The organism is Thermodesulfitimonas autotrophica, from assembly GCF_003815015.1.
GTDB lineage: Bacteria > Bacillota > Desulfotomaculia > Desulfotomaculales > Ammonificaceae > Thermodesulfitimonas > Thermodesulfitimonas autotrophica.
In genome coordinates, this window is the sequence record NZ_RKRE01000001.1 from 440,879 (window position 1) to 466,121 (window position 25,243).

The 25,243-nt window shown below is 57.2% G+C and carries 24 protein-coding genes and 1 tRNA gene; 5 read left to right on the top strand and 20 right to left on the bottom strand.

Features of this window, described 5'->3' with window-relative positions; genetic code table 11:
• Together speE and EDD75_RS02255 are read right to left on the bottom strand one after the other, a co-directional pair.
• Nucleotides 1-834: a polyamine aminopropyltransferase gene (gene speE, locus EDD75_RS02250; RefSeq protein WP_123927426.1), complete on the bottom strand. Its 834-nt coding sequence runs from the start codon at nt 832-834 to the stop codon at nt 1-3.
• Nucleotides 835-855: 21 nt separating this feature from the next.
• Nucleotides 856-1,314 carry a pyruvoyl-dependent arginine decarboxylase gene (locus EDD75_RS02255; RefSeq protein WP_123927429.1) on the bottom strand — a complete coding sequence of 153 codons (459 nt, stop codon included), beginning with the start codon at nt 1,312-1,314 and terminating at the stop codon, nt 856-858.
• Between the two features lie 173 nt (nt 1,315-1,487).
• Between EDD75_RS02255 and EDD75_RS02260 the strand changes: the two genes are divergently transcribed.
• The 4 genes from EDD75_RS02260 (at nt 1,488) to EDD75_RS02275 (ending at nt 4,348) form a co-directional block, all read left to right on the top strand.
• On the top strand, nt 1,488-3,026 hold the full coding sequence (locus EDD75_RS02260) for an ABC transporter substrate-binding protein (protein ID WP_123927432.1): 1,539 nt from the start codon (nt 1,488-1,490) through the stop codon (nt 3,024-3,026).
• Nucleotides 3,027-3,135: 109 nt separating this feature from the next.
• Nucleotides 3,136-3,750, top strand: a complete 615-nt coding sequence (locus EDD75_RS02265; protein ID WP_123927434.1) for a hypothetical protein — start codon at nt 3,136-3,138, stop codon at nt 3,748-3,750.
• 180 nt (nt 3,751-3,930) lie between these two features.
• Nucleotides 3,931-4,173, top strand: a complete 243-nt coding sequence (locus EDD75_RS02270; protein WP_123927437.1) for a hypothetical protein — start codon at nt 3,931-3,933, stop codon at nt 4,171-4,173.
• A 100-nt stretch (nt 4,174-4,273) separates the two neighbouring features.
• A tRNA-Ala gene (locus EDD75_RS02275) sits at nt 4,274-4,348 on the top strand.
• Between the two features lie 172 nt (nt 4,349-4,520).
• Here the strand turns inward: EDD75_RS02275 and EDD75_RS11145 are convergent.
• From EDD75_RS11145 to EDD75_RS02355, 17 genes are all read right to left on the bottom strand, one after another.
• Nucleotides 4,521-4,691: a hypothetical protein gene (locus EDD75_RS11145; RefSeq protein ID WP_170157673.1), complete on the bottom strand. Its 171-nt coding sequence runs from the start codon at nt 4,689-4,691 to the stop codon at nt 4,521-4,523.
• Nucleotides 4,692-4,729: 38 nt separating this feature from the next.
• A complete protein-coding gene (locus EDD75_RS02280; RefSeq protein ID WP_123927440.1) occupies nt 4,730-5,443 on the bottom strand; it encodes a TerC family protein in 714 nt (237 codons plus the stop codon).
• A 395-nt stretch (nt 5,444-5,838) separates the two neighbouring features.
• Nucleotides 5,839-7,569 (bottom strand): bifunctional diguanylate cyclase/phosphohydrolase, encoded by a 1,731-nt coding sequence (locus EDD75_RS02285; RefSeq protein ID WP_123927443.1) that lies wholly within the window; start codon nt 7,567-7,569, stop codon nt 5,839-5,841.
• A gap of 116 nt (nt 7,570-7,685) precedes the next feature.
• Nucleotides 7,686-7,832 carry a cyclic lactone autoinducer peptide gene (locus EDD75_RS02290; protein ID WP_123927446.1) on the bottom strand — a complete coding sequence of 49 codons (147 nt, stop codon included), beginning with the start codon at nt 7,830-7,832 and terminating at the stop codon, nt 7,686-7,688.
• Nucleotides 7,833-7,838: 6 nt separating this feature from the next.
• The gene (locus tag EDD75_RS02295) at nt 7,839-8,462 is read right to left on the bottom strand and encodes an accessory gene regulator ArgB-like protein (RefSeq protein WP_170157674.1); all 624 of its coding nucleotides are present in this window, start codon (nt 8,460-8,462) and stop codon (nt 7,839-7,841) included.
• Nucleotides 8,463-8,499: 37 nt separating this feature from the next.
• Nucleotides 8,500-8,976, bottom strand: a complete 477-nt coding sequence (locus EDD75_RS02300; protein WP_211328043.1) for a hypothetical protein — start codon at nt 8,974-8,976, stop codon at nt 8,500-8,502.
• A 349-nt stretch (nt 8,977-9,325) separates the two neighbouring features.
• The gene (locus EDD75_RS02305; protein ID WP_123927452.1) at nt 9,326-10,744 is read right to left on the bottom strand and encodes a sensor domain-containing diguanylate cyclase; all 1,419 of its coding nucleotides are present in this window, start codon (nt 10,742-10,744) and stop codon (nt 9,326-9,328) included.
• A gap of 11 nt (nt 10,745-10,755) precedes the next feature.
• Nucleotides 10,756-12,159 carry an ATPase domain-containing protein gene (locus EDD75_RS02310; RefSeq protein WP_123927455.1) on the bottom strand — a complete coding sequence of 468 codons (1,404 nt, stop codon included), beginning with the start codon at nt 12,157-12,159 and terminating at the stop codon, nt 10,756-10,758.
• A gap of 3 nt (nt 12,160-12,162) precedes the next feature.
• Nucleotides 12,163-12,540 (bottom strand): hypothetical protein, encoded by a 378-nt coding sequence (locus EDD75_RS02315; RefSeq protein ID WP_211328044.1) that lies wholly within the window; start codon nt 12,538-12,540, stop codon nt 12,163-12,165.
• Nucleotides 12,541-12,713: 173 nt separating this feature from the next.
• Nucleotides 12,714-15,317, bottom strand: coding sequence for a GAF domain-containing protein (locus tag EDD75_RS02320; protein ID WP_281277410.1), 2,604 nt, complete (start codon nt 15,315-15,317; stop codon nt 12,714-12,716).
• A gap of 287 nt (nt 15,318-15,604) precedes the next feature.
• Nucleotides 15,605-16,399: a response regulator gene (locus EDD75_RS02325; RefSeq protein ID WP_211328045.1), complete on the bottom strand. Its 795-nt coding sequence runs from the start codon at nt 16,397-16,399 to the stop codon at nt 15,605-15,607.
• 263 nt (nt 16,400-16,662) lie between these two features.
• Nucleotides 16,663-17,803 (bottom strand): peptide chain release factor 2 gene (gene prfB / locus EDD75_RS02330; protein ID WP_123927469.1). Its coding sequence is split into 2 segments (ribosomal slippage): nt 16,663-17,733 and nt 17,735-17,803, totalling 1,140 coding nucleotides; the frame shifts between segments, so codons are not numbered across the junction.
• 94 nt (nt 17,804-17,897) lie between these two features.
• Nucleotides 17,898-20,570, bottom strand: a complete 2,673-nt coding sequence (secA, locus tag EDD75_RS02335) for a preprotein translocase subunit SecA (RefSeq protein ID WP_123928318.1) — start codon at nt 20,568-20,570, stop codon at nt 17,898-17,900.
• A gap of 142 nt (nt 20,571-20,712) precedes the next feature.
• Nucleotides 20,713-21,372 carry a hypothetical protein gene (locus EDD75_RS02340; RefSeq protein WP_123927472.1) on the bottom strand — a complete coding sequence of 220 codons (660 nt, stop codon included), beginning with the start codon at nt 21,370-21,372 and terminating at the stop codon, nt 20,713-20,715.
• Between the two features lie 28 nt (nt 21,373-21,400).
• Complete coding sequence (gene hpf, locus EDD75_RS02345) at nt 21,401-21,931, bottom strand: ribosome hibernation-promoting factor, HPF/YfiA family (protein WP_123927475.1); 531 nt, start codon at nt 21,929-21,931, stop codon at nt 21,401-21,403.
• A 143-nt stretch (nt 21,932-22,074) separates the two neighbouring features.
• A complete protein-coding gene (locus EDD75_RS02350) occupies nt 22,075-22,275 on the bottom strand; it encodes a cold shock domain-containing protein (RefSeq protein ID WP_123928321.1) in 201 nt (66 codons plus the stop codon).
• A 113-nt stretch (nt 22,276-22,388) separates the two neighbouring features.
• On the bottom strand, nt 22,389-22,868 hold the full coding sequence (locus EDD75_RS02355) for a GyrI-like domain-containing protein (RefSeq protein ID WP_123927478.1): 480 nt from the start codon (nt 22,866-22,868) through the stop codon (nt 22,389-22,391).
• Nucleotides 22,869-23,032: 164 nt separating this feature from the next.
• Between EDD75_RS02355 and EDD75_RS02360 the strand changes: the two genes are divergently transcribed.
• Nucleotides 23,033-23,635 carry a GerMN domain-containing protein gene (locus tag EDD75_RS02360; RefSeq protein WP_123927481.1) on the top strand — a complete coding sequence of 201 codons (603 nt, stop codon included), beginning with the start codon at nt 23,033-23,035 and terminating at the stop codon, nt 23,633-23,635.
• Nucleotides 23,636-23,749: 114 nt separating this feature from the next.
• On the opposite strand, the gene lysS is transcribed toward EDD75_RS02360, so the two are convergent.
• Complete coding sequence (gene lysS, locus EDD75_RS02365) at nt 23,750-25,237, bottom strand: lysine--tRNA ligase (RefSeq protein WP_211328047.1); 1,488 nt, start codon at nt 25,235-25,237, stop codon at nt 23,750-23,752.
• Between the last annotated feature and the right edge of the window lie 6 nt (nt 25,238-25,243).

The following is a 25,243-nucleotide window of genomic DNA, read 5'->3' on the forward strand; positions in this document are numbered from 1 at the left end:
TTAACCCTGACCCAAAGCTTCTTTCAAAAACTGCGGCAAAGCAAAAGCCGCGCGGTGGACCTGCAGGTTATAGTACCGGTAGCCGAGTGCCGGGATGATTTCGGGCTTAACCTCAAGGGGATCGTACTTTTTCGAACCCAGCGTGAAGCTCCAGAGCCCGCCCGGATAGGAAGGCACGCAGGCCAAATAGGTGCGGACAACCGGGAAGATCGCCCCGACATCCTTGCAGATTCGCGCCAGCACGTCGGTGTTAAAAAGGGGCGATTCGGTTTGGGCCACGAAAAGTCCGTCTTCCTTGAGCGCTTGGTAAACCTGGCTGTAAAACTCCCGGCTGAAAAGGCCGACCGCCGGCCCCACCGGGTCAGTCGAGTCGATGATAACCACGTCGTACTCGTTCCGGCTCGCGGCAACGTGCTTGATGCCGTCGGTAAAACGGAGGTCGAGCTTTGGGTTATCGAGTTCCACGCTCAGCTCCGGCAGATACTCGCGCGCCGCGGCGACAACGCGCTCGTCGATCTCCACCATTACGGCCTTTTCTACGCGGGGATGGCGCACCACTTCGCGAGCCGTACCCCCATCACCGCCCCCGATAATCAGCACTTTTTTGGGGTTCGGGTGCGTGTTAAGCGGCACGTGAGCAATCATCTCGTGGTAGATAAACTCGTCCCATACCGTCGTCTGCACAATGCCGTCAAGAACCAGCATCCGCCCAAAACCAACGGTATCAAGCACCGCCAGGTGTTGGAAGGGCGTCTTCTCGACGTGGAGCGACTGGTTGACCCGGTAGCTGAAGCGCAGGATGTTGTTTTGGTCCTCGGTGTACCAGAGTTCCATCGTTTTTACCTCCTTGAAAAACTAATACCAGAGCGGCACCGCCGCCAGGGCGCAACCGATGTGCACAACCCGGTGTTCCACCGCCGCAATCTTCATCTCGATCACTTCCATCTTTCGCCGGTCGAAGGCCTCCCGGATCATCCCTTCGATTTTTGCCCGCGCTTCCGCCTCCGTGCACTTCCCCGAAAATTCCATAATCACGCCGAAGCTCTCGCGCGAAATGCCTACCCCTACGGCGGCCGCGATGAGTTCCCCCGGAACGTCGCTGATGATATAGCCGTAGGCGGTCGGGACAAGCGAACCGGGCGGGAAAACCAAGTTAGGCTCGTACTCCGTTCCGGGCGGCAGGATGCTCGAAACGCGAATTAGGTTAATGTTGCCGATGCGCGCTGCAAGAAGCGCATTGTCGAAAGCGTTGAGTTTGGTAGCACCTTCGGCGGCAGCTGCAGTTACGAAGTATTTTTTCGGCGTCGGCAGCACAGTCTCCCCTCATTCCTGATAAATTTACAACGGTGATAATTATACCGGATACGCCACCAGAAATAAACACCTTTTGTAGAAAGAGGTGCGCCGCAAATTCACTTGGGAATCCACAAGGAAAACGCTCCTGCTACCAGAATATGTAATTTAAAATCTCCCGCCCGGTGAAAGAGATGCGGCAGCTCTTTGTGCTTCACATCCCGAAGAAACATTTTTTCTTCTTTGCGGTCCTGGCCTGCGCCATCCTCGCCATATTTTACGGCGTCGCCCTTAAAGGCAAGCACCATTGCAGTGATGAAACCGCAACGGTCCTGATTGCTACCCCTGCGCTCCCCGGTAATATCATACCAGAAAATCTCCCCAATAACGAAGCTGGCGCCTTCCTACCCAATGTTTTCGAGGGCCTTGTGCGCTTCAAACCGGATAGCTGCGCCGTCGCGCCCTGCCTGGCGACAAGTTGGCAGGTGTCACCTGACGGACGCACCTGGAGCTTTAGGCTTCGCCCGGGCGTCCGCTTCCACAACGGCCGCCTCCTTACGGCGCCTGTTGTGGCCGCCGCTTTTGAGCGCAAGCTATCGGCTGCCGCCGTTTCGCCCTACCTTCGCCTCCTTTTCGGGATGGTCGCGAGCGTGGACGCGCCCGACCCGCAGTGCGTGACCTTTCGCCTGAAATACCCCTATACACCCTTCCTGCGAAACCTGGCGCTGCCCCAGGCCGCAATATACCTGCCCGGCGTTCTTCCGGCCGGCACCGGCCCTTATAAAATAGAAGCGTTGAGAGAGGGCGCGGTATCTCTGCGGGCTTACGAAGGCTACTGGGATAAGATGCCCGCCGTGGCCCGCGTTCTGCTCCGAAAGATACCAGATCCCGGACGGCGTCTCCGGCTTTTGCAGCAAGGTAAAGGCGTTATTGCGCTCAACATTCCTCTCACAGCCGTTAGTAAACTCCCACCCGCGACGTTGGTTAAAACCACCGGCGCCGCCGTCAGTTATCTCGGCCTCTACACCGATAAAGAGCCGTTCGCCGATCCCGCGGCCCGCCGTGCGCTGGCGCTGCTCATCGACCAGACGGCGCTCTGCCGCAACCTTTACGGCCGGCTGCTGCCGCCGGCAACCGCGCTCCTGCCGCCGCCCGTCGCCGGAACCATACCGCAGCAGGTCCCGGGCAGCTCCCACCAGACACCTGCGGGAGTTCCCTCCATTTTAAAAAAGCGCCCGCTTACCCTGCTCACTTACAACGAAGCACGGCCTTACAATCCGGCAGGGGGCATCCGGCTGGCGGCGGAGATAAAGCGACAGCTCGCGGTTGCCGGAATCGAGGTCGTGATCCGCGCCTACCCCTGGGAGAAACTTAAGGCGGCGATCAGGCGCCAGGAAGGAGACTTTTTTCTCTACGGGTGGACGAGCGATAACGGCGATCCGGATAACTTCCTCTGCTGCCTTCTCGCCTCATTTCAGATATCCCGGGGGCTAAACGCCACCCACTACCGCAACCCCACCCTCGACCTGCTGCTGGCCCGGGGCCAGCAAATTCCCGATTCGCCCCTGCGGGCGCAAATCTATGCCCGGGCGCTCGCCACCGTTGCCGCCGACTCCCCTTTAATCCCGCTTGCCTACAGCGTTCACCTTGCCGCCTGCACGCCGGAGGTTAGCGGCTTCTGCCTGCACCCCCTTGGCACCTACGATTTACAGCACCTTAAAATTGGCCGGTGACCGGCCGGCGGCGGCCCGCAGGTACCCTGCTTACGGTCCAGGCGTTTTTTTCCACTAATGAAGGACGGTTGACCTGCTAATAATACCAAAAAAAGCAGGAGGGGAAAGAATGCATCGCCTTCAGGAACTCCAGAACCACCTGAGTCGCTTGCGTCAGGACCTCAACAACATCAGCCAGGTCACCATGCAACTGCAGCAGGCCGAACAGCAGGCGCAGTCACAACTTGCCCGGCTCAGCCAGCAGGAGAGCTTTAACAGCCAACAACTGCAGCGCATCCAGCAGCTCTGCTTGAGCCTGCAGAACGAACTCAACACCATGTCCTCGGTCGCCCAGCAGCTGGGCACGACCCTCACCACCGGCCAATGGGGCGCGGCGGCGCAGTGGAGCGTACCCCAGTACACCGGCGGCCACTATGCGGGTGCCGGCCAGTACGCCGGTGGGGCGCAGTACACCGGAGCCGGGCAGATTACCGCCGGGCCGTATGCCGGCGGCGCGCCCTATACCGGTGCCTACGGCGCGCCCTATACCGGCACTTACGCGGCGCCCGCCGCGGGAGCGCAAACCGCAGGCTACACCGGTTACACCGGAGCAGCCTTCACGTCCCCCGGAGGATACGGCGTCAGCGGACAGCAGGCCTTCGCAGCAAGCCCAGCCTATGCGAGCGGCGCAGCGGGGGTTTACGGCGGGGCGCACGCGCACCGGCCCTGGCCGGACAACACGTAAGGCGCCAGGCACTCCGGCGCGCGTCCTGCTGCGACCAGCAAACCCGTATGCGCGAAAAAGGCCCGCAAAGCGGGCCTTTTTATCTCTGCGCGTCGTACCTGTAACGACAGCGATTCGACAAATTTGCACTGTTGCCAATAATCCCTGGATATGGTAATATCTGGCTAAGGAGGTGAGATAATGTTCAAAGTGCTGCGCGAGGGATCGACCTATAGCCAGCGGGACATGCTCGAGGCCCTGGCGGAATTCTCGGCCTTCAAGGACCGCGTGACCAAGAAATTCCGCGAACTGGCCAAGGAACTCGAAGGTAAGCCGAACGAGCACGAGCTTTGGGTAAACCTTTACCTGATCGCTGCCGACTACGCGGAAGAGGCGATGGTCAAGCGTCAGCGGCAGGAGGTTTCTCTACAAAAAATATCGTGACTCATAGAGCGTTTTGAAACCGGAATACACCCCATATCTGATAAATAAGTTCTCCCCCTTGCGTTTGGCGCCGCCCCGTGCTACAATATTTCTCGTCAGTGGGCCTGTAGCTCAGGGGGAGAGCGCTTGACTCGCATTCAAGAGGCCGGGGGTTCGAATCCCCCCAGGTCCACCAGGCTAAAAAGCCCGCCAGGACTGGATTTCCGGTGGGTTTACTTTTTGCTGATACCCTTTTTTACCGGTAAAGTAATGCCAAAGTAATGCCATTCTCGAAGGTTGCCGCCAAAGCCTCTTAAAAAATAAAGCCGGGTTTCTCCCCGGCGGATTCCTCGCCCTCTGTTTTTTTTTTACCTGAATAGCTTCTCTAGCAGCCTCCCCGTGACCTTGCCCGCCGCCCTACGGAGCAGCCGGCGGCCTACGGTGCCCTTCCGCACCGCCGAAACGTCACCTAACAGCCGCGCCAACCCGTAAAGCGCGCTCCTGGTCCGGCTCAAGCCGTCCTCCCGCCTACGCGCCACCGCAAACACCTCCTCCAGAATCGCCAGCAAGGGCCCTATCAGCCGGGAATACTTCTAACCAAGGTTTTCTCTTTTTTCTTCTCTCTTTTGTACAAAACCCACCCGGCAATTAAGACCAAAACCGTAACCGTTGCTGGAACAAGGATTTTCACCGGCAAAAAAGCCGTCTGGGAATTAGCCACCAGTTGGTGAACAAGTCTATCCTCCACCAACATCTTGCCGGCTGTCCAGGCAAGCACCGCCGCCCCAACAAAAAGGAGAAGGGGGTACTTTTCCACAAGCAGCGAAACCAGCTGGCTCCCACTAATGAGAATGGGAATACTCAGCAGAAGGCCAAAGATAACCAGGCAAATATTCCCGTGAGCCGCCCCGGCTACCGCCAGCACGTTATCCAGACTCATCACCGCATCGGCAACGATAATCATCTTTATAGCCTCAAAGAGACTTTTAGAGGCGTTCATTTGGGTTACTTCCTTTTCCTGCCCCACCAGTTTCAAGGCTACCCAAATCAGCAACAGCCCTCCAGCGGCACTAAGAAAAGGAACAAGCAAAAGTAAAGTGGCCATGGAGGTCAGAACGACACGTAAGAAAATCGCGCTTGCCGTACCCCAAATTAGCGCTTTCTTTTTTTGTGCCGGCGGCAGCCCCCGACAGGCCATGCCGATCACCAGGGCGTTGTCACCGGCAAGCAGAAGGTCGGCTAAAACAATGGTAAACACGCCAAATAGAGTTGCCGCGCTAAGGAAGTCCATTTTAGTCTCCCACCTCCTCTAATTTTGAAAAATTAAAAAGACCTTCACCCTCCAACACAAGCCGGGCGAAGGTCTCGCAAACGGCTATAAGCCGCCCTGGCAGCGGGCATTACGCCGTACTGACGCCGCCAGGCACGTTGCTACTCCCCTTCCTGCTAAAGTATTCTATCCATCAGTTGCAACGCCTGTCAAGTTTGAAAGCAGACTGTTTTCCCGGATTGAGGGCCGGCAGGAGGGAGATGATGAAGCTGCAGCGGGCTTGAGAGAGGCGTAGGGAGTGCCTTCGAACAGCGGGGCAAAATTAGCTTGGCGTTGCCAAATTAAAACTCAACCCTGGTCGCACTGCCAATCAGGAGATTTCGAGGCCGAAGAACGGCTTATCCCGATAGAACGGCTTATCCCGATGCCTTTTTAAGTTCGTGTTCTGCTACCCTCTCCCGGCTGCTTTCGGCAGCACCCAGTCGTGGACTTTTCGCGGCCGCTTCCTTAATTACTTTTAGGAAAAGGGGTACCAGCTCGGGGTCGTAAAGGCTCCCGGCGTGTTTTTCTATTTCCTGACAGGCTGCGGCGAAACTCAAAGCTTTTCTGTACGGGCGATCCGTAGTCATCGCGTCGAAACTGTCGGCAAGGCGCAGTATCCGCGCCAAAAGGGGTATCTCCTTCCCTTTCAGTTGGTCCGGGTAACCGGAGCCGTCGTAATTTTCGTGGTGGGAGCGCAGCAAGGGCAGGATCTCCCGGAAGGCGGGAAGAGATTTGAGCATCTCGCTGCCCCATACCGTATGGTTCTTCATTATCGCCCATTCTTCGGTACTCAGGCGGGTGGGCTTGTTCAGGATCGCGGGTTCGATTTCGATCTTGCCGAGATCGTGCAGGTAGGCCCCGTAACGGAGAACCTCCTTTTCCGCCTCGGGAAGGCCCAACTTCTCCGCCAGCGCCAGGGCGTAAGAAAGGACCCGCTCGGAGTGGCCGAAGGTATACCGGTCCCTGGCGTTGATGAGGGCAACCAACGACTGGAGGGTGGGAAAGGCCTCCTGGATTTTGAGGGTGCAAATCTCGCTTAAGACCGAGCGGTAGAGATAGGTTTTCCCGCCGCTGTACTTCGTGCGGAACAGGTCGTCTTCGGCGGCCCGGATAAGGGGGACGGCGGCATCGCCGTCGGCGGGGTAGGTGGCGATACCCGTGGAGACAGTAAAAGGTTTGGAACCGTTCCCCGCAGCCTCCAGGCAGAGAGTGGCGCGGGCGCCGATTTCCTTACCGAGACGATCAGCTTCAACCAAAGCCTCTTCTTTGTTCATCCCCGGGAAAACCACCATAAACTCGTCGGCCCCGTAGCGGGCGGCGTAGTTCGGCTCTTTAACTTCCTCCAGGAGCAGCCTCCCGATCGCGGCCAGGATCTCGTCGCCCTTCTGGTAGCCGTAAACGGAGTTGTAGTAGCGGAACTGGTCGATGTCGAAGAGTACCAGCGCTACGGGGAAGTTTTTCGCCGCCGCTTCCTTAAGGGAAAGCGTCAGCCTTTCCTGGAGGTAGCGGTGGTTATAAAGGCCGGTCAGATGGTCGTAATCGGCCAGCTTGATCAGCTCCCGCTGCGTCTTCTTTTCTATTTCCATTAGCCCGCCCACCACCCAGGCGGCGAAGACGGCGACACTGCTCACGATGAGGTCGGTTTGGAAAGTCTTTTCGGGCAGGGCGTGCAGAACGCGGTAGTCTAAGAGGAAGAGAAGCGCGCCGGCGAAAAGCGCCGTGCCGATCCCCCCGTACCTCCCGAAGGCAGTGGCGGCAATGATCACCGGAATCATAATCAAAAGCTTGGTGCTAAAGAAACTTTTGGAGTACCAGAGAAAACCGAAGGTCAACGGGAGAACGAAGGCTAAAAGAAGCAGTTCGTCGGTCCGGGTCTGGGTGAGGGGGATAGCCCGGGGAATGAGCTTGCGGAGGATGTAGACAGCTATGCACACCGCGAAAAAACTCATTAAGAGATTAACCTTCAAACATTGGGAAAAGTCTACCCCCAGCTTGAAGTTATAAAAGCTGGTGATAATCGCAAAAAAGACCAAAAGGGAAACGATATGGGTCACCAAGACGTGCTCCGACAGCTCCTCGCTTCGCTTCTTCTCCCACTCGCGCATGCCCGATTCTCCCCGTAAGGCGCAGGCCCCAACCGTTTTTATAAGCCCTTTATCTTTGTCCCCGGTACCCGGGGGCGGGGAAGTTTCGCTTCCTTCCCGGGTACCGGGAACGGGAGTTACGCCTCCACCTTATTCCTTAAAGCTTCCGGCACCTCCGGCTGGTAAAGGAAACCCCAAGAACAAGTCGGTTTGACACCCGCAAAGGCAGCCGCCACCAAAACGCTAAAGAGAGCGGGTAAGAGGCGGTGCAGGAGACGCTTCATCCCGGTTCACCTCCCTTCTTTAAGGTCGCCTAAGATAGTGGCAAACCGGTGGCCGGCGCGGGTTAGGGTGAAGGTTTGCCACCAGAGCCCCAGGCTCGCGGCGAGAACGAGGGCCAAGGCTTTTCCTGAAAAGAGGAGGATAAACTGCCCGGCGGTGACCAGCAAAACTACCAGGAGCGACAAAGAACGCAGCCGCCGCCGCTTTTCCGGCGCGGTAACGGGCTTGGCTGGCGCGTCCACCGGTGCCAGGCGGGCGGTAAGCACCAGGACCGGAAGAAAACCGGCGGCCACGGTAAGGGCTAAGCTGAAAGGGGTAAAAAGGGGCGCGGTTACGGCCGCCACCTTCCCTAACGCCGGGACGACAATCACCCCTAAAAGGGCGCAGGCCAGAGGGGATCTGGCGTGGGCGCCGCCGGAAAAGAGGCGCAGGAGAAGCACCGTCAAAGCGACCGTCAGGGTGGTCCGGAGGCACCCGCAAAGCCAGCCCGCAAAAAGGATGAGGGAAAGCCCGACCGCCGGGTAAAGGATCGTCTGCAAACCGAAGAGGGCGATCTCTTCTTCGTCCGGGGTAAGGTTTAGCTTTTCCCTTAAGTAGGCCGCTACAGGACGGGTTAGGTTGAATCCAGGCAAGACCGCTTCCTTCCTTAGCAAAAAATGAAATAAGAATTTAGCTGGGGAGCAACCCCTTCTTGCGGTTGTAGTAGTTTTTCCCCAAAGCCAGCAGCAGTAAGACCACTTCGTAGGGGAGCGAGAAGGCGCCCCGGAGCACCGGGTTGGCCCAGACCCTTTCGTAAGGAATACCGGTATACTTCATGAGTGGAACTAGGTAAAGCAGCTGCATGCCCACGACAATCACCCCGCAGAGCAAGACCGCGAAGAAAATCCGGCTAACCTTCGCCCCGGTAAGGTAGCGCGTAACCGCCACCAGCAGGATGGTTAGGAGCACCGTGTGCATCCCGTTGGCGATAGGGAGAAGGCGGACCAGGTTCCCCACGGTCAGGATAAGGGCGAGATAGAGCACCCGTCTGTCCCACAGGCGCAGGTTCAGCAGACTGAAAACAGCCAGGCTTAGCACTAGACTTTCCGGAAAATCCTGCAGTAGCAAAGCGTAAAGCACCGTGGGGAAGGTTTCTCGAGCCATCATCTTGGGAACCTCCTCAAAGCAAAGTTTTCTTCCGCAGGGAACTTCTCCTAATCGCATCCTTTGTTCGACAAAAAAACCATAATTCCTGCCGGAACTTCGCTTCTTGGAGGTGCTTCAACGGTTAAATTGTCAAAGAACTCTTTACCCACCAGAGGTTTCTTCCAGAGGGAGCCTTTTCGTTAAATCTATTTGATAGGGAAAGTGGATTTCCTGCTAAGAAATCTATTTTCAGGGAAAAAATAGGAACAACGACAAGAGGGCCATCTTGAGGATTACTACCGGGTCAACCGAGGGAGCGCCGGTATGGCTGTAGAAGGGGCGGACGTAATCATAAACAAAGCGAAAGATACTAAGACAGGTCCAAATATACGTGGTTTTTTCCCAATTTCTTTGCCTGATAGCAGGCCCGGTCTACCCTTGCAAGCAGCGACTCCACGGAATCGTGTTTTTTCGCGGAAACCACACCCAGGCTTGCTGTAATCTGCCGGTGCGGGAAAGGGTGATCCTCTATGGATTTGCGTACTCTATTTGCCACTTTCACAGCATCTTCTCCTTTTGTTCCTGGAAGAATGACCAAAAACTCCTCGCCCCCGTAGCGGCACGCAATGTCCGTAACCCTGATGGAGTTCTTTATTAACTCTGCTACCTTTTGCAACACCACATCGCCGGCCAAGTGTCCAAAAGTATCATTGTAAGCCTTGAAGTCATCTATATCCAGGAAAATAACCGACAGATGGTAACCATACCTTGCTGCCCTTTGCAGTTCGGCAGCCAGTACATCCCCTAAAACGCGCTTGTTAAACAAATCGGTTAAGAAATCGGTTGCAGCTTCTTTTTCCAGGCGGCGGATAAGAGTGGCATTGGCCAGAGCCACCGCGGCGAAATTTATGTATATCTGCAGGTTTTTATTGCCGTTATCATCCAAGGAAGCAGAGGCCGCTGTGCCCAACAACCCGACTATGCCTAACGCCGTCCAGAGGGGGTAAACCATGATTTGAGTTCCGGGAGCAACCTCCACATCGGCAAAACCCGGTAGTCCCTTCAGTTCATCAACGCTCAAAGTTGACGGTTCAATTTTGGAAGAAACTTGCTCGATTAACGGGTGGGTCAATGGCCATTCCTTACCAATCAACAGGTTGCTGCCGCGCACACCTTTACCATGCGCTACTCTGATTTTATCCCCTTCTCTAAGGCCAATAAAGCACAAGTCGGCTTCGTAAATTATAACCAGCGAATTTGTTATGAGTTCTAAGACCTTATCCAGTTCGACAATCGAAGTCATCAGGCGACTTATCTCGTAGATGCTGTTCAGTTCGAGTCTCCGTAACCCCAGTACGTTTTTTTCTAAAATGGCGTTAAAAACCTCGTTGATGGTCCGGTAAACGTTGTTTGCTTTGGTAACAAAGGCAATTTCTTCTTCGCGATCTATCAGAGTCGTACGTGTGGCAGGAACAACTACGAGGCACCCTATCTTTTGGGTATTGCTTCCCAAACGGTAGGCGCAAAGCTTAATTCCGTACGGGCAAATAAGCGTATCTTTATCTTTTAAAGACGCGCACGTAAGCTTATAAAAATTAGCACATTTTTCGTTACGGAGTTCCTTTCCTTTGTTAATATCCTCGCACAACTTAATGGGTAAACTAAAGCGGGAGAAAGGAGTACCCTTTGCATCAAAGATGTAGATGTTCGCATTGATGGCTTTAGCCAGCGTATCTTGAAAATCCTGCCAATACTTCACCGAAACGTTGAGTAAAAGGTTGGGATGCATTCAGTAACACCTCATTTGAGCATATCCGCTTTATCCAGCCTATTCAGGATATTTATTCCTTCCGCGGTGATCTCGTACTCCCTTAGAGACTTGTCGTGATTGCTTCCCCGGGCTTTCAGGATTCCAAGTACTTTTTTAATGATAGAATTGTCTTCTACGTACCGCAGGATGATTGTATTATCGGCAATTAAGGATAGCTGGGCTCTGGATACAATAAGAGGCGAAAAGAGATCCTCGTTGAGCACGGTAAAAATGGTGGTGACGTGTCTCCTCCTGAGCTGTTGTCCTATTGCCCACAGGTAGTCTCTGTACTTTTGAACATCGGAAACGCTACTCTCAAAAGAAGAAATACTGTCGATGACAAATCTCTCCACCTTTTTTCCCCTGACCATGTCCAGTATTTCAAAAGCATGTTTGTCTACATCCAGCTCTATGGGCGAAATAAATTTTATTTCCAGTTGACCATTTGCTAAATATTTATCCACCTCCCACCCCAGGTGGCGGGCGGTATGCTGAAGTTGAAGTGCAGACTCCTCGAAAGAAAAGAATATCCCCCTTTCGCCTCTTTGGACCCCTTCAAATAAAAACTTTAAGGCAAGTATTGTCTTGCCCGTCCCAGTAGCACCGGAGATGAGGGTAATCGTCCCCTCCAGTAAACCGCCGGATAACATTTCGTCCAGTTCGGGGATACCAAACTTTTTACGCCCCCGCTTAACCTCGTACTGAAGTTCTTCACCCTCCGGTCTCAGGCGCGGGTATACTTCTATTCCCAAAGGGCCAATTTGAAACAGGTGTTCACCTTGCTGAAAGCTTGCTCCTCTCATTTTTAAAATACGCATATACCTTTTTTGAAATCGCTTTTCTTCCTGCCCGTAAAGGTGGAAAATCCCATCAGCAATGGCAAATTCGCTCAGACACGTTAGTTCTTGTTCCTCGTATTCGCCAACAAGAAACGCAGTGATCTCCCATATTGAAAAAAGGGCGGCCAACTCAAAGACGAAGGCTCTAAAAGCTTTTTCGTCTGGGAAAAGATCCCTTATAACCTTGAGGCTGTCAATCACCACTATGCTGGGCAAATGTTCTTTAATCAATTGAACCAGGTAATCCAGACCTTTGCTCGCTCCCTCTTTGCGCAGGACAGTCCCCAAATCTCCGTAAATAACCCTGTCCCCAAGCAAACCGTCCGCGAAAAACGCGAACTCTTGAAGGTGCCTCACCATCTTCAGCTGTGACTCTGAAATAGTGGTCAGGTATAGACTCTTAAGCCCGTTCCTAGCATTATTAAATATGATGTGCTGGACGAATATCGTCTTTCCGCTGCCCGGGGAACCAGAAACGATGTTTAATGAATAAGCAGGTATGCCGCCACCAAGAATATAATCAAGATTTTTTATGCCCGTTTTCAACCTCTCCATTTCTCATGCCTCCCTGGAAGCAAAAGGCTCCCCGCTAAATTCTTCACCCAGCTGCCCTAACTTCTTTCTTATTTCTTCCGCCCTTTCGTGACCGAGAAGCTTAGCCAAAATTTCTACATACCTGGCGATAAACTTTACAAACATATCTTCAACCGGCAAGTCCGGGTTTTCCTCCAGCCTGGCCGCTATCTTTGCGCACGATACCCCATTTTGATCGTACTGCAGGAGCTCTATTTCCTTATATTCCAACGAAACTTCCCACACAACCCTCTCCACCAGGAGGTTCACAGAAAACGCACCAAGGTACTTCGCCGACGCAGCCCACATCTCCCTGAGTAAAGCCTCGTAATGCTTGATCCGATCGCCTATGGTTTCACCCACCATAGCCCCTCCTTTCCGCCAAAGGCTAAAACAAGCATAGCACGTAATTGCGTGCCATTCAAGAAAACAGGTTCCAGCTGAGCATCCCGGCTTCCGTTCCGCCTCCTACTCCTCCTATTGCCTGTGTTAGCATGTAGGCCCATAGGGATCCGCACAAAATATCGAAGAACTGGTTATTCACATTTTGTGATTTTTTCTTCCAGAATCTTCAGAAATACCTCTACCACTTGCGGGTCGAAATGCCTGCCTGCTTCTTCCTTAATAAAAGCACGTACTTTCTCCGGCGGCCAGGCCGGCCGGTAGGGGCGGTCCGAACCCAAGGCGTCCCACACATCCACCACGGCAAAGATGCGCGCCGCCAGCGGGATCTGCTCGCCCTTTAGCCCCCGCGGGTAACCCGTGCCGTCCCATTTTTCGTGGTGGCAGTAAGGAATATCTATCGCCGGACGGAGGTAGGCAATGGGAGAAAGCATCTCGTAAGCATACCGCGGGTGCTGGCGCATGATCTCCCACTCCTCCGGTGAAAGCGGACCGGGTTTGAGCAGGATGCTGTCGGGAACACCCAATTTCCCGATATCGTGCAGAAGGGCCCCCCTGCGAACGTGCACCAGCTCCTCTTCCTTCATTCCCAGCGCCCGGGCCAGGCGCAGGGTCATCTCCGTGACACGCTGGCTGTGCCCCTCGGTTTCTCTGTCCCGCAACTCGAGAGCGCGCGCCCAACCCTCGATGGTGGCGTCGTAAGCCATGACCAGCTCCAGGTGGGAGTGCTGCACTTGATCAAGTAGAGCGACATTTTCAATGGCAATGGCCGCCTGCCCGGCCAGCGTCTCCAAAAACTGCAGCCATTCCCCGTCGTGGTCAGCAGGCGAGCGGTGACAAACTTCCAGCACGCCCTGAATCTGCCCTTTGGCAATGAGGGGCACCCCGTAATAGGCAACGAAACCTTCGTCTACCAGGAGCTGAGCCTGTACCGGGTCGCGCTTAGCCTCAGGCAGAGAAGGGATGTGGATGGTGCGGCGCTCAAGAGCGACCTGACCAGCGTAGCCCTCGCCCAAACGCAGGCGGAGGCGCTTGATAGTTTCCGTACGAAAACCGCGCCAGGCGACGTACTCCAGCATCAGGGTATGTGGGTTAAAACGCAGGATGGCCGCAGCATCTATGCCCAGTTGGGAGGTTATCTCGTCCAGCACCACGCTAAAGGTGACGCGCAGGTCGAGGCTCCCCGCGATGGCCAAGTCAATGCTGCGCAGAGCCTGCACAAGCTTTAAGCGGCGCTGCGTCTCCGCAAAGAGGCGGGCGTTGGTAATAGCCTGACTGGCATGATCCGCCAAGCCCTGTAGCAGCGCCAGCTCCCCGGCAGTAAAGTGGCGGACTTCGCCCGCAGTGATCAGGGCCAGAACGCCGATGAGCCGCCCGTTCCGCTGCAACCTTGCGCCGATACCGGTGCGGAGGTTGTAATCAGCGCACAAATTAGCCACCTGCTGGTCCGGAATGGTTCGCAGATCCGTAATTATAACGACGGGGTTTTCCTCCCGGACGTACGCCCCGAAAAGAGACCGCGGCAGCGGCTTCAGCCGCTCGGCAAACTCCGACGGCAAGCCCGCGCCGGCGGCCAGTTCAAGCACGTCGCGCCGGTCGTCATGCAGCAGGACGATAGCCATAGGAACACGAAGCGCAGCACGAGCTTCCTCGCAAACCACTTTTAGCACGCGGTCCAGGTCGAGCTGAGCGTTGAGGCGGGAAGCAACACTCAGTAGCGCCTCGGCGCGGGCGGCCTGGCAGCGTATTTTTTCCTCCATCTGCTTACGCTCGGTGACGTCTAAAGCACGATACTTCGTCTCGCTTTCGCGCAACGCCGTCCGGGCGCGCAGGGACTGAATGCCAAATGCAAGGTTGTCGGCCAACCTGCACAGCAACTCGACTTCGTCCGGCGCAAAAGCATCCGGTTCGGCCGCGTAAATGTTCAGCGCGCCGATCGTCCGCTCCCCGGCGATAAGCGGCAGCGCAATGGACGAAGCATAGCCGCGCCGCGTGGCCTCCTCGCGCCAGGGAGCGTAAGCGGAATCGGTCAGTATGTTTCTAACAACCGCCGGCTGGCCGGTGCGAATGGCCGTTCCGGTGGGCCCGCGTCCGTGTTCCGAATCGTCACAGGTAATGGTGACTGTTTCAAGATAGCCTTCTTCAAATCCGGTCTGCGCCACCGGGCGCACCGTGTTGGCCGGATCCTCCTCGGCAAAGCCCACCCAGGCCAGCCGGTACCCGCCTTCCTCCACCACCAGGCGGCAGATTTCCTGCATCAGCGCGGTTTCATCCGTCGCGCGCATAACCGCTTCGTTGCACCTGCCGAGCACTTTGAGGGCGCGGCTCAACCTGCGGCGTTCTTCCCCCGCCCGCAGTGTCTCGATCGTCACCACAAGCAGGTAGGCCGCGGTTTCCACGAGGGCTATCTCCGTACCGGTCCACGCCCGCGGCCGGGGCGCGTGCACGGCAAGTCCGCCGGCACGCCCCTCCCGTTCAAGGGAAACCGCGATGGAAGCCCGAATACCTAAAGTTGCCATAACGCCCGCCAGTGGTACCAGTCCGGGATGGGTTTCCTTGACTTTTTGCCAGTCGGAAACGGCTTGCACTTGGGGAATCCTTAGGTCGGCCCCGGCTGCTATTTCCCCGATCTCCACCGCTTCTGGCGGCAGGCCACGCGTCACTCTGTGGGGATGGAGCCAGATGGTTCCCATCTCCAAGCCCAGGGCCCGGAGCACGCGGTCGAGGCCATTCTCCAAAAGCGCACGGAGTTCGCCAGGACCCCTTGCGGCATTGTTAATATCAAGTAAACTAATCTCCTTGAAAGCTATTCTTTCTCGTCCTTAGGTCAATATGGTCGTTTAAGCCATCCATTTCCGGTCCCCAGGAAGGATGTTATCGGAAGAGGATGTTATCAAAAAGTGTCGTTTACTGTCAACAGGACTTTTGGCCTAAAAGATGGGAGTTTTAGACTAAAAAAGCAGGAACTTTTCGGAGGCGGACCCACGTACGGTGGTGCCAAAGGACGGGGGGCAGTCGCCCCCTCCTACTCGATTCCTGGGTGTTCTGGGGCGGTAGCCTCGGACGCAGTTCCGCCAGAACCGGTTGCCAACTGGGGCTTTTGCTCTTGCAAAAGTTCCCGGGCTCTGCGTAGCAACTCTTCTTCGCCAGAACCATCTTCCGGGTAGACCGCCCGGCCAAAACACCACCCGCCCTCCGGGATCCACTGCCCGAACTTTTTGACCACCGTCTCTGAACCCGCCGCGTCTGTCAACGGGAGTACCAGAGCTACCAGGTCATCGCTGAGAACAACCACTTCGTCTATCTCCCGCAGCCTCCTGCGCAAGCGCCTGCCTATTTCGGCCATACCCCGCCCGCCTGCCTTTCTTTGGGCGAGAATCAGGGTAAACTTGGTACCCCCTCTCCTAGCACGGTTGATTTCTTTGCGGAGAAGTTTTTTCAGGGTTTCGGATGGGGAGTCTTTTTCGCCCCGTCCAATCAGCCTGTCAACCCGCTGAAGGAGCTGTTCGGAGGTGAAAGGCTTGCAGAGGTACTCTACGGCCCCTGATTTTACAGCCTCCTCAACTGTAGACGCTTTCGCGTCGACCGTCAGAACCATCACGGGAATGTAACGGTAGCCCGGCATTTCCTTTATTTTCCGGATCGTGGTTAAACCGTCGATGCCGGGCAGGTGAATATCAACAATGAGGAGATCAAATGGGTCGAGGCTTCTTCTTGCCTTGACGAGGGCTTCTTCGCCGCTGGTCGCCTCCGCTACCTCGTAGCCCTCAGCCTCTAATAGTCTTCTTACAGAAAACCTGACGATAGAAGAATCTTCCACTAAAAGGATAGCCTTCTTTCCGTACTTTAAAGAAACCACCCTTCACCCAAAAACGAAAACAGCCACTACTTTTGCGCACTTCCCGCGTCCCGTCAGGAAAGACGAAGGGCAACCTCGCAATAACCTCCACAAGGCAAGAAACAACCGGCCCCGGTTTAGCGGTTGAGCTGGGAGCTTTTCCTTCGCGGTCGCCAAATCCGCATCTTCCGGGCCCTCCGGCACGTGGCCGGCCACCCCGCCGCTACCGCAACGTGCGGCAGGGCTTACCTGGCCCGGTTTACCGCCGGGACTTCGCTCGCCATCCTTTGCTGCGCCTCCGCCAGTAAAAAGGCGTGGATGAAGGCGTCGATCTCCCCATCGAGCACCGCCTGGACGTTCCCCTGCTCCACACCGGTCCGGTGGTCCTTCACCAGGCTGTAGGGGTTCAACACGTAAGACCGGATTTGGCTGCCCCAGGCGATTTCGCGTTGCTCGCCGCGCAGCTTTGCGAGCTGAGCCTCCTGCTCCTTTATCTTCAAGTCCAGCAGCTTAGCCTGCAAAATTTCCAGCGCCGCCGCCTTATTCGCCGCCTGCGAACGCTCGCTCTGGCAAGTGACCGTGATGCCCGTCGGCAGGTGGGTAATCCGCACTGCCGACTCGGTCTTGTTGACGTGCTGGCCGCCGGCGCCGCTCGCCCGGAAGGTATCGACGCGAATCTCCTCCGGCTTTATCTCCACCGCCCCACTTTCTTCTAAAACGGGCAGAACATCGACCGAAGCAAAAGAGGTGTGCCGGCGGCCGCTCGCGTCGAAGGGCGAGATGCGCACCAACCGGTGGACACCGCGCTCCGCCCGCAAGTAACCATAAGCGTTGGGGCCGTTAACCTCAAAGGTAACGCTCTTCAGCCCCGCCTCGTCGCCAGCCAAGGAGTCGAGGAGCCGCACCTCAAAGCCCCGCGCCTCCGCCCAGCGGGTGTACATCCGGAAGAGCATCGCTACCCAATCCTGAGCGTCCGTGCCGCCCGCCCCGGCATGCAGCGTGACAATAGCGCTGGCCGTATCGTAAGGCCCGGCGAGTAGCACCGCCATCTCAAGGGCGGTCAAGCTCTGCGCCAACCGCCGCACATCGCCCTCTATCTCGGTGAGCAACTCCTGGTCGGCTTCCTCCTCGGCGAGATCGAGCAGCACCGCAAGCTCTTCGCACTCGCTGCTCAAGCGCTCGTAATCCGCAAGTGTGTCCCGCAGCCGGGCAAGCTGCCGCGTCACCGCCTGCGCGCGCGCCGGGTTCTCCCAGAAACCGGGCGCGGCCATTTCTGCTTCGAGCCGGGTGATCTCTTTTCGCTTCCCGGCTACGTCAAAGAGAACCTCCGATGGTGGCAAGTTTCTCCCGGATCAGTTCAAGCTCGCGTCTTAAATCAACAAACAATTACCTACCCCTCCTCAAATTAACTTACTGAAAACTTGAAACGCTCTTAAGTACCTTCCGGCAAAAGGGCGCGGTCTCTCTCGCTACCGCACCGCTACCCGGCAGATACCTGGCGGCCACAGCACTTCTTGTACTTCTTCCCGCTGCCGCACGGGCACGGGTCGTTGCGCCCTACCTTCTGCTCGCGCCGCACCGTCCGGCCGCCATTATCTTCGGATTGCCTGTTTTCCACCATTTGCCGCCGCTCCGGTGCTGCCGCCACCCGCACCCGGAAAAGGTAGCGGATGGCGTCCTCCTGAATAGAGGCTACCATGTTCTGAAACATCTCGTAGCTCTCAAACTTGTACTCGATGAGGGGATCGCGCTGGCCATAGGCCCGGAGCCCGATCCCCTCGCGCAACTGCTCCATCGCGTCCAGGTGGTCCATCCACTTTTCGTCCACCACGCGGAGCAGGATCCACCGCTCTATCTCCCGCATCGCCGGTGCGCCGAGCTCCTTCTCCCGAGCGTCATAGAAGGCCTCGGCTCGCTCTAAAAGCAACGCCTTGATCTCGTCCCGTCGCTTTCCGGCCAGTTCCGCCGGGTCGATACCGTCGGGCAGGAAGACTTGCGCCGCGTAGTTCGCTAACCCGTTCAGGTCCCACTCCTCCTGGTGCACGCCTTCCGGGCAGTAAGTGGCCACCGTCCGGGCAACAACCTCTTCAATCATCTTGGTAATAATCTCCCGCAGGTTCTCCTCCATCAGCACCTGGCGCCGCTGCCCGTAAATGACCTCCCGTTGCTGATTCATGACGTCGTCGTATTCGAGCACCTGCTTCCGGATGGAGAAGTTACGGTTTTCCACCCGTTTTTGCGCCGTTTCGAGCGAGCGGGTCACCAGCGCGTGCTGGATCGGAACGTTTTCTTCGACGCCCAATTTTGTCGCGAGGTTCGCGATTGTTTCGCCACCAAAGAGGCGCAGCAGGTCGTCCTCGAGCGAGCAGAAAAACTGCGTGGAACCCGGGTCGCCCTGCCGGCCACAACGCCCGCGGAGCTGGTTGTCAATCCGCCGGCTCTCGTGCCGTTCGGTGCCGATGATGTGGAGCCCGCCAAGGGCCACTACTTTTTCCCGCTCGGCCTCCGTGATTTTGGTCTTCGCGGCTAAAATCTCCCGAAAAACCCGCCGCGCCTCCGCCACCTCGGGGCTGGAGGGTTCCCCGTATTCCGCAGCTTCGGCAATCACCGCTGGAGAATAGCCCCGCCGGCGCATCTCCTCCTTCGCCATAAAAACAGGGTTGCCGCCAAGCAGGATGTCTGTTCCCCGGCCAGCCATGTTGGTAGCAATCGTTACCGCACCGAGCCGTCCGGCCTGAGCTACGATTTCGGCTTCTTTTTCGTGGTGCTTGGCGTTGAGCACATTGTGGGGGATGCCCCGCTTTTTCAGCATCTCGCTGATGAGCTCCGACTTTTCGATCGAGATTGTGCCCACCAGCACCGGTTGTCCGGTGGCGTGGCGCCGGGCGATCTCCTCCACCACCGCCGCGAATTTAGCCCGCTCCGTTTTGAAGACCATGTCCGGCAGGTCTTGCCGGATCATCGGCTTATGGGTGGGGATAACCACCACGTCGATTCCGTAAATCTTCCGGAACTCCTCCTCCTCGGTGGCCGCAGTGCCCGTCATCCCGGCCAGTTTTTTGTACATCCGGAAGTAGTTCTGGAAGGTGATCGTGGCCAGCGTCTGCGACTCGCGCTCGATTTTGACGCCTTCCTTAGCCTCGATTGCCTGGTGGAGCCCGTCGCTGTACCGGCGGCCGAACATGAGGCGCCCGGTGAATTCGTCAACAATGATCACTTGGCCGTCCTTTACCACGTAGTCCCGGTCGCGCTTCATGAGGGCGTGGGCCTTGAGCGCCTGCCGGAAGTGGTGCATCAGCTCAATGTTCTTCTCGTCGCAGAGGTTGTCGACCTTCAGCCACTTCTCTATCTTAGCCACGCCCGCCTCCGTGGGCGAAACCGTATGCGCCTTTTCGTCCACCACGTAGTCCTTACCCGCCTCCAGGCGCGGCACAAGGCGGGCAAAGGTGTAGTAAAGGTCCGTCGGCTTCGTCGAAGGCCCCGAAATGATGAGCGGCGTCCGCGCCTCGTCGATGAGGATCGAGTCCACCTCGTCGACAATGGCGTAGTTGAGCTCCCGCTGCACCACTTCGTCAGGGCTTAGGGCCATGTTATCGCGGAGGTAATCGAAACCGAATTCGTTATTAGTGCCGTAAGTCACGTCGGCGTTGTAAGCCCTCTTCCGGGCGCTCCAGTCGAGGCCGTGGACGATAACCCCCACGCTCAGCCCCAGAAAACGGTAAATCGAGCCCATCCATTCCGCGTCCCGCCGGGCCAGGTAATCGTTAACGGTGACAATGTGGACACCTTTGCCGGTAAGCGCGTTGAGATAGGCGGGTAGGGTCGCCACCAGAGTCTTTCCTTCGCCGGTCTTCATCTCCGCGATGCGGCCCTGATGGAGCACAATGCCGCCCATGAGCTGCACGTCGAAGTGGCGCATGCCGAGCACCCGCCGCGCCGCCTCGCGGACAACGGCGAAAGCCTCGGGCAAAAGGTCGTCCAAGCTCTCGCCCCGCGCCAGGCGGTTTTTAAACTCGGCGGTCTTGGCGGCCAAGTCACCGTCAGAAAGCGCCTGAACCGCAGGCTCAAGCGCGTTAATCTCGGCAACCTTTCGCCGCAGCCTTTTGATCTCTTTGGCGTTGTCGTCCAAAAGGTTAGATAATATCTTAATCAGGGTTTCCTCCCCCTCCGCATAAAATGAGGAACCTGTCGAATCCCGGTTCCTCATCAAAGATGCAAGCGATGTCTTTTGCCCGCTAAATAATTCTACCACGCCCGCGGCTTCCGTTCAACCGGTGCCGCGCTAAACGCCGCCTCTACATGAGGACACTCAAACGGCGGTTGATCGCGTCAAGCGTCGCCTTCACAATCGCTTCCGGCTCTTCCTCATCCACCACCGCGCTTCCGGTAAGAAACTCTTCCCCCAGGGGGGAAAGCAGGGAAACAGCCACCAGGGCCACCTGCTTGCCGGCCAGCGTGACCACCGTAAGGTCTTCCAGGATGAAGGAATAACCGCTCTCCGACTCGCTCTCAAGCGCACTGAGCATTGCCTGGGCGATGAGCCGGCGCCGGTTCCGGGCCGAGGCCGGCCCTACTGCCACGCCGCTCAGGATCTTGCCGCGGTTGGCAAGCTCCACCCGCACCTCTATTTTGTTGCCCTTCGAGCTCATATTGAGCCCCACAAAGCGTGGCCGCTCACCAGAAGAGAGAGCAGTGGCTTCACTTCCCTCTCCCGCCGGCTCCTGCAAGTGCGTGATAATAATGCTGGCGGGATCGACATCCACCCCAAAATTTTTTTTCAGCCCCGCGACCACATCTGCGGCGATGCTGGCCGCGTTACGTTCCGCCCCCGCTAAAATCCTTATCTGGCTTATACTGCCTTCGCCGTCCAGGACCACCCGGGCGGAAACCACGTCCGGGATGCCCCGCAACATCTCCTCGCACCGACTTAACTGCCCAGCGCCCAGTTTACTCATGCTCAACCTCCCGGTATCGGTTAAAACTTCAGTCTTCCGGCTCAATCAGACCGTAGTTGCCGTCCTTCCTCCGGTACAGGACGCAGACAGCCTCCGTCTCCGCGTTCCGGAAGACGAAAAAGTTGTGCCCGAGCAAGTTCATTTGCATTATCGCTTCATCTATATTCATCGGCTTAATCGCGAAGCGCTTTACGCGCACTACCTCATTCTTCTCCGTATCTTCTAACGGCTCCGGAGCGGCAACTTCCGCTACCGGAACGTTGCCCACGCGCGCCCGCCGGTTGAACCGGCTCTTATAGCGCTCGATCTGCTTTTCTAACTTTTCCACCACCAGGTCGACCGCCGCGTACATATCGTGGGTGGCTTCCTCGCCCCGCAGAATCATCCCGTTGACCGGAATCGTCACCTCTACCCGGTGATTCCCCCGCTCCACCGAGAGCGCAACCTGGGCCTCCGAAAGGCCGTTAAAAAACCGGTCGAGTTTCGCGAGCCTCTTTTCGACGTAGCCCCGTAGTGCATCCGTTACCTTGATGTTCTTCCCCCGCACGACCACCTGCATCGTTTCCCTCTCCTTTCCGTACACCGATAGAGGTCTCTGGTATATTATTTCCTCTTCACGGAGTAAATTCCTGCCGCCCAGCCACCTAAACCCAAATAAAAAGACCCCGGCCCGCCGACCGGGGTCTCCTCCCTTTCCGGATCTTACAACTTCACCACGTTTGCCGCCTGCGGCCCCCGCGGACCATCGACGATCTCGAACTCAACCTCCTGCCCTTCCTCCAACGCCTTGAACCCTCGCTCCTGAATGGCAGAGTAGTGCACGAAAACGTCCCCCCTGCCGTCCATCCGCTCGATGAACCCGTAACCTTTCTCCTTGCTGAACCACTTGACTCGACCTTGCATTAAAACATCCTCCTGAAAAATTTTCTCCCGCGGGATTGCCGCGTAAGCCCATCGTATCATGCGGCATCCCCCTTGTCAAGTTTTTTCAGGCGGATATTTTCTCTTTAAAAAGCTCAACGTACCGCTACCGGGAAGCGCACCTCCGTTAGCACTTCCCCTAACGGTACCCTCGAAAAATCGTCCGGATAAACCTCTTCCGCCGGCCCGGCCAGGCGGTAACCGCGGCTATACGCCACCTGAAAAAGAGCGGGCAACAGCCCGCCCACAGTAGTATACCCGCCACGGCTTCCCGTAGCAACGACCACCCTGGCCGGCAACTCCTTAACCGGTAGGGCGTTTTCCTCCCCGCCGGTGGCTTCCCCCGCCACCGGAAGCTGAAGCTCCCACTCACGAAAGGCCGGTGGCACTCCCTCCGGGTGGCTGCGGTAAACAAGCACTGGCGGTCCCACCACCGTCATACCCTGCGCTTTGACCCGGGCGCAGAGCTCGTGAAAGGCCTCCGCCAGGCTGTCGTAAGGCCCCTGCCGGACCACGTATGCCACCCGGACGGGGGGCAGTTGCTTAACTTCTGTTGCCGGCCACACGCCTAACATCCCCTCTTGAGTAACAGCGGCCCTAGGGGAACCGCAGGGATTTTGCCTCGCCCCAGCTTCTCCTCCCAGCCACGGTAGTCCCTTTACTCCGGGTTGGGGAGCAACCAATGTTGATTTGACGGCCCAAAAACCTTACACTTATACTTATCAAGGAGGGAACAAAGATGCCCCGTAAAAAATGGACTTGGTTTCTCGCCGGCGCTTGCGCCGCTATAGTCCTGGCGCTTGCGCTCTTTTACTCCCACAGCGGCCAGAGCAGCGTAAAGCCTCCGGCGTCCCCAGCAAAGGTGCCCGTAGCGCCTGCCACTCCAGAACCCGCCGCAGGCCGCAAGAACCCCGCGCCCTCCCCCGTAAAGGTCATCCTCTACTTTAGCGATAACCAGGCTATGTATCTCCTTCCGGAAGAGCGCAGCCTCACGCCAGAGAGCAAAACCCTTCCGGAAGCGGTCGTCCAGGCGCTGATTGCGGGTCCCCGCCTGCCCGGCCGGACCAGAACCATTCCGGAGGGAACCAGGCTCCTGTCCCTCGAGGTGGCCGGCGGGACCGCCACCGTTAATTTTTCCCGGGAGCTTAAAACCGAGCATTGGGGCGGGTCGGCCGGCGAGTTGATGACCGTCTATTCGGTGGTCAACACCCTGGCCCGGCTACCGGGTATCTCCCGGGTTCAGTTTCTCCTTGAAGGGGAGAGGATCGAAAGCCTTACCGGCCACATGGACCTCACGCAGCCGCTCACACCCCGGTGGGACTTAGTGAAAACTGCACCCTGAACCGGCGGCGCTGTTCTCTTTCCCGCCCAGAGGGCTTAGCCTGGCGCGCTTGAACTTTTTAACTGCGGCTTCCGGCCTTTAAACCGCGAACTTTTTAACGGTGAACCGCGAACCTTAATCCCGCGGCCGGTGCAGCGGGAAGAGGATGACCTCCCGGATCGAGGCGGCGTTAGTCAGGAGCATCACCAGACGGTCGATGCCGATCCCCAGTCCCCCCGCCGGCGGCATCCCGTATTCCAGCGCCGTCACGTAGTCCGCGTCGAACATATGGGCTTCTTCGTCGCCAGCCTGTCGCTTCTCTATCTGCTTTAAAAAGCGTTCCCGCTGGTCGAGCGGGTCGTTCAGCTCCGAAAAGGCATTCGCTATCTCCCGCCCGGCGATGAAGAGCTCAAACCGGTAGGTGAGGCGCGGATCATCTTCCTTTCTTTTGGCGAGGGGCGAAATATCCACCGGGTAATCGATGATGAAGGTAGGCTGGATAAGCTCCGGTTCCACTAATTCCTCAAAGACAGCGTTAACCGCCTCGCCCCAGAGGGCGTTTTCCGCAACCTCTACCCCTAACCGTCTGGCCGCCTCGCGCGCCGCCGCCGCGTCCAGCCCGCCGAAATCAACACCGCTTCTCTCCTTTACCGCGTCGAGAAAGGTGCGCCGGGGCCAGGGGGGTCTCAAGTTGATAACCGCCTCGCCGTACCTTATCTCTTCCGTCCCCAGGACCGTCCGGGCCACCGAACTGATCAGTTCTTCCGTGAGCGCCATCATGTCGGTGTAATCGGCGTAAGCCTGGTAGAGCTCGAGCATGGTAAACTCCGGATTATGCCTGGTGGATAACCCTTCGTTCCGGAAATTGCGGTTTATTTCGTAAACCTTCTCAAAACCGCCCACTAACAGGCGCTTGAGATATAGCTCCGGGGCAATCCGCAGGTAAAGCTTGAGATCGAGGGCGTTGTGGTAGGTGATGAAGGGGCGTGCCGCTGCACCCCCGGCAATAGGCTGCATCATCGGCGTTTCGACTTCGAGAAAGCCACGGTCGTCTAAAAACCGGCGGATCTCCCGGATGATCTTGCTCCGCAGGATAAAGGTCTGGCGTACCTCCGGGTTGACGATCAGGTCCAGGTAGCGCTGCCGGGACCTGAGTTCTACATCCCGCAAACCGTGCCATTTCTCCGGGAGAGGGCGCAGGGACTTCGCGAGGAGCGTCAATTCCTTTACCCCTACGGTTATCTCTCCCGTCCTGGTGCGAAAAACGGTGCCGCGCACCCCAAGGATGTCGCCGATATCTATCTTTTTGAAGAGTTGGTAAGCCTCTGGCCCTACTTCGTCCTGGCGGACGTGAATCTGGATACGGCCGGAGAAGTCCTGCAAGTCGCCGAACGCGGCCTTGCCGTGACCCCGCTTGGCCATCAGCCTCCCGGCAATGGTAACCTCTTTCCCTTCGAATTGTTCAAAGCCGCTCTTGATTTCGGCCGCGCTGTGCGTCCGCTCAAAGCGCCTGCCGTAGGGCTCAACCCCTGCGTCCCGCACCTCGCGCAGCTTTTCCCGCCGGATGCGCAGCAGCTCGTCCAGCTCGGCTTCAGGATTTTGCACGTGTTCCGTCACCGGCAACGTCCC

Coding starts and splice junctions, on each gene's coding strand:
- speE (WP_123927426.1), bottom strand. CDS start 834: ATGGAACTCTGGTACACCGAGGACCAAAACAACATCCTGCGCTTCAGC.
- EDD75_RS02260 (WP_123927432.1), top strand. CDS start 1,488: ATGCGGCAGCTCTTTGTGCTTCACATCCCGAAGAAACATTTTTTCTTC.
- EDD75_RS02265 (WP_123927434.1), top strand. CDS start 3,136: ATGCATCGCCTTCAGGAACTCCAGAACCACCTGAGTCGCTTGCGTCAG.
- EDD75_RS02270 (WP_123927437.1), top strand. CDS start 3,931: ATGTTCAAAGTGCTGCGCGAGGGATCGACCTATAGCCAGCGGGACATG.
- EDD75_RS02280 (WP_123927440.1), bottom strand. CDS start 5,443: ATGGACTTCCTTAGCGCGGCAACTCTATTTGGCGTGTTTACCATTGTT.
- EDD75_RS02285 (WP_123927443.1), bottom strand. CDS start 7,569: ATGCGCGAGTGGGAGAAGAAGCGAAGCGAGGAGCTGTCGGAGCACGTC.
- EDD75_RS02290 (WP_123927446.1), bottom strand. CDS start 7,832: ATGAAGCGTCTCCTGCACCGCCTCTTACCCGCTCTCTTTAGCGTTTTG.
- EDD75_RS02300 (WP_211328043.1), bottom strand. CDS start 8,976: ATGATGGCTCGAGAAACCTTCCCCACGGTGCTTTACGCTTTGCTACTG.
- EDD75_RS02305 (WP_123927452.1), bottom strand. CDS start 10,744: ATGCATCCCAACCTTTTACTCAACGTTTCGGTGAAGTATTGGCAGGAT.
- EDD75_RS02310 (WP_123927455.1), bottom strand. CDS start 12,159: ATGGAGAGGTTGAAAACGGGCATAAAAAATCTTGATTATATTCTTGGT.
- EDD75_RS02340 (WP_123927472.1), bottom strand. CDS start 21,372: ATGAGTAAACTGGGCGCTGGGCAGTTAAGTCGGTGCGAGGAGATGTTG.
- hpf (WP_123927475.1), bottom strand. CDS start 21,931: ATGCAGGTGGTCGTGCGGGGGAAGAACATCAAGGTAACGGATGCACTA.
- EDD75_RS02350 (WP_123928321.1), bottom strand. CDS start 22,275: ATGCAAGGTCGAGTCAAGTGGTTCAGCAAGGAGAAAGGTTACGGGTTC.
- EDD75_RS02355 (WP_123927478.1), bottom strand. CDS start 22,868: ATGTTAGGCGTGTGGCCGGCAACAGAAGTTAAGCAACTGCCCCCCGTC.
- EDD75_RS02360 (WP_123927481.1), top strand. CDS start 23,033: ATGCCCCGTAAAAAATGGACTTGGTTTCTCGCCGGCGCTTGCGCCGCT.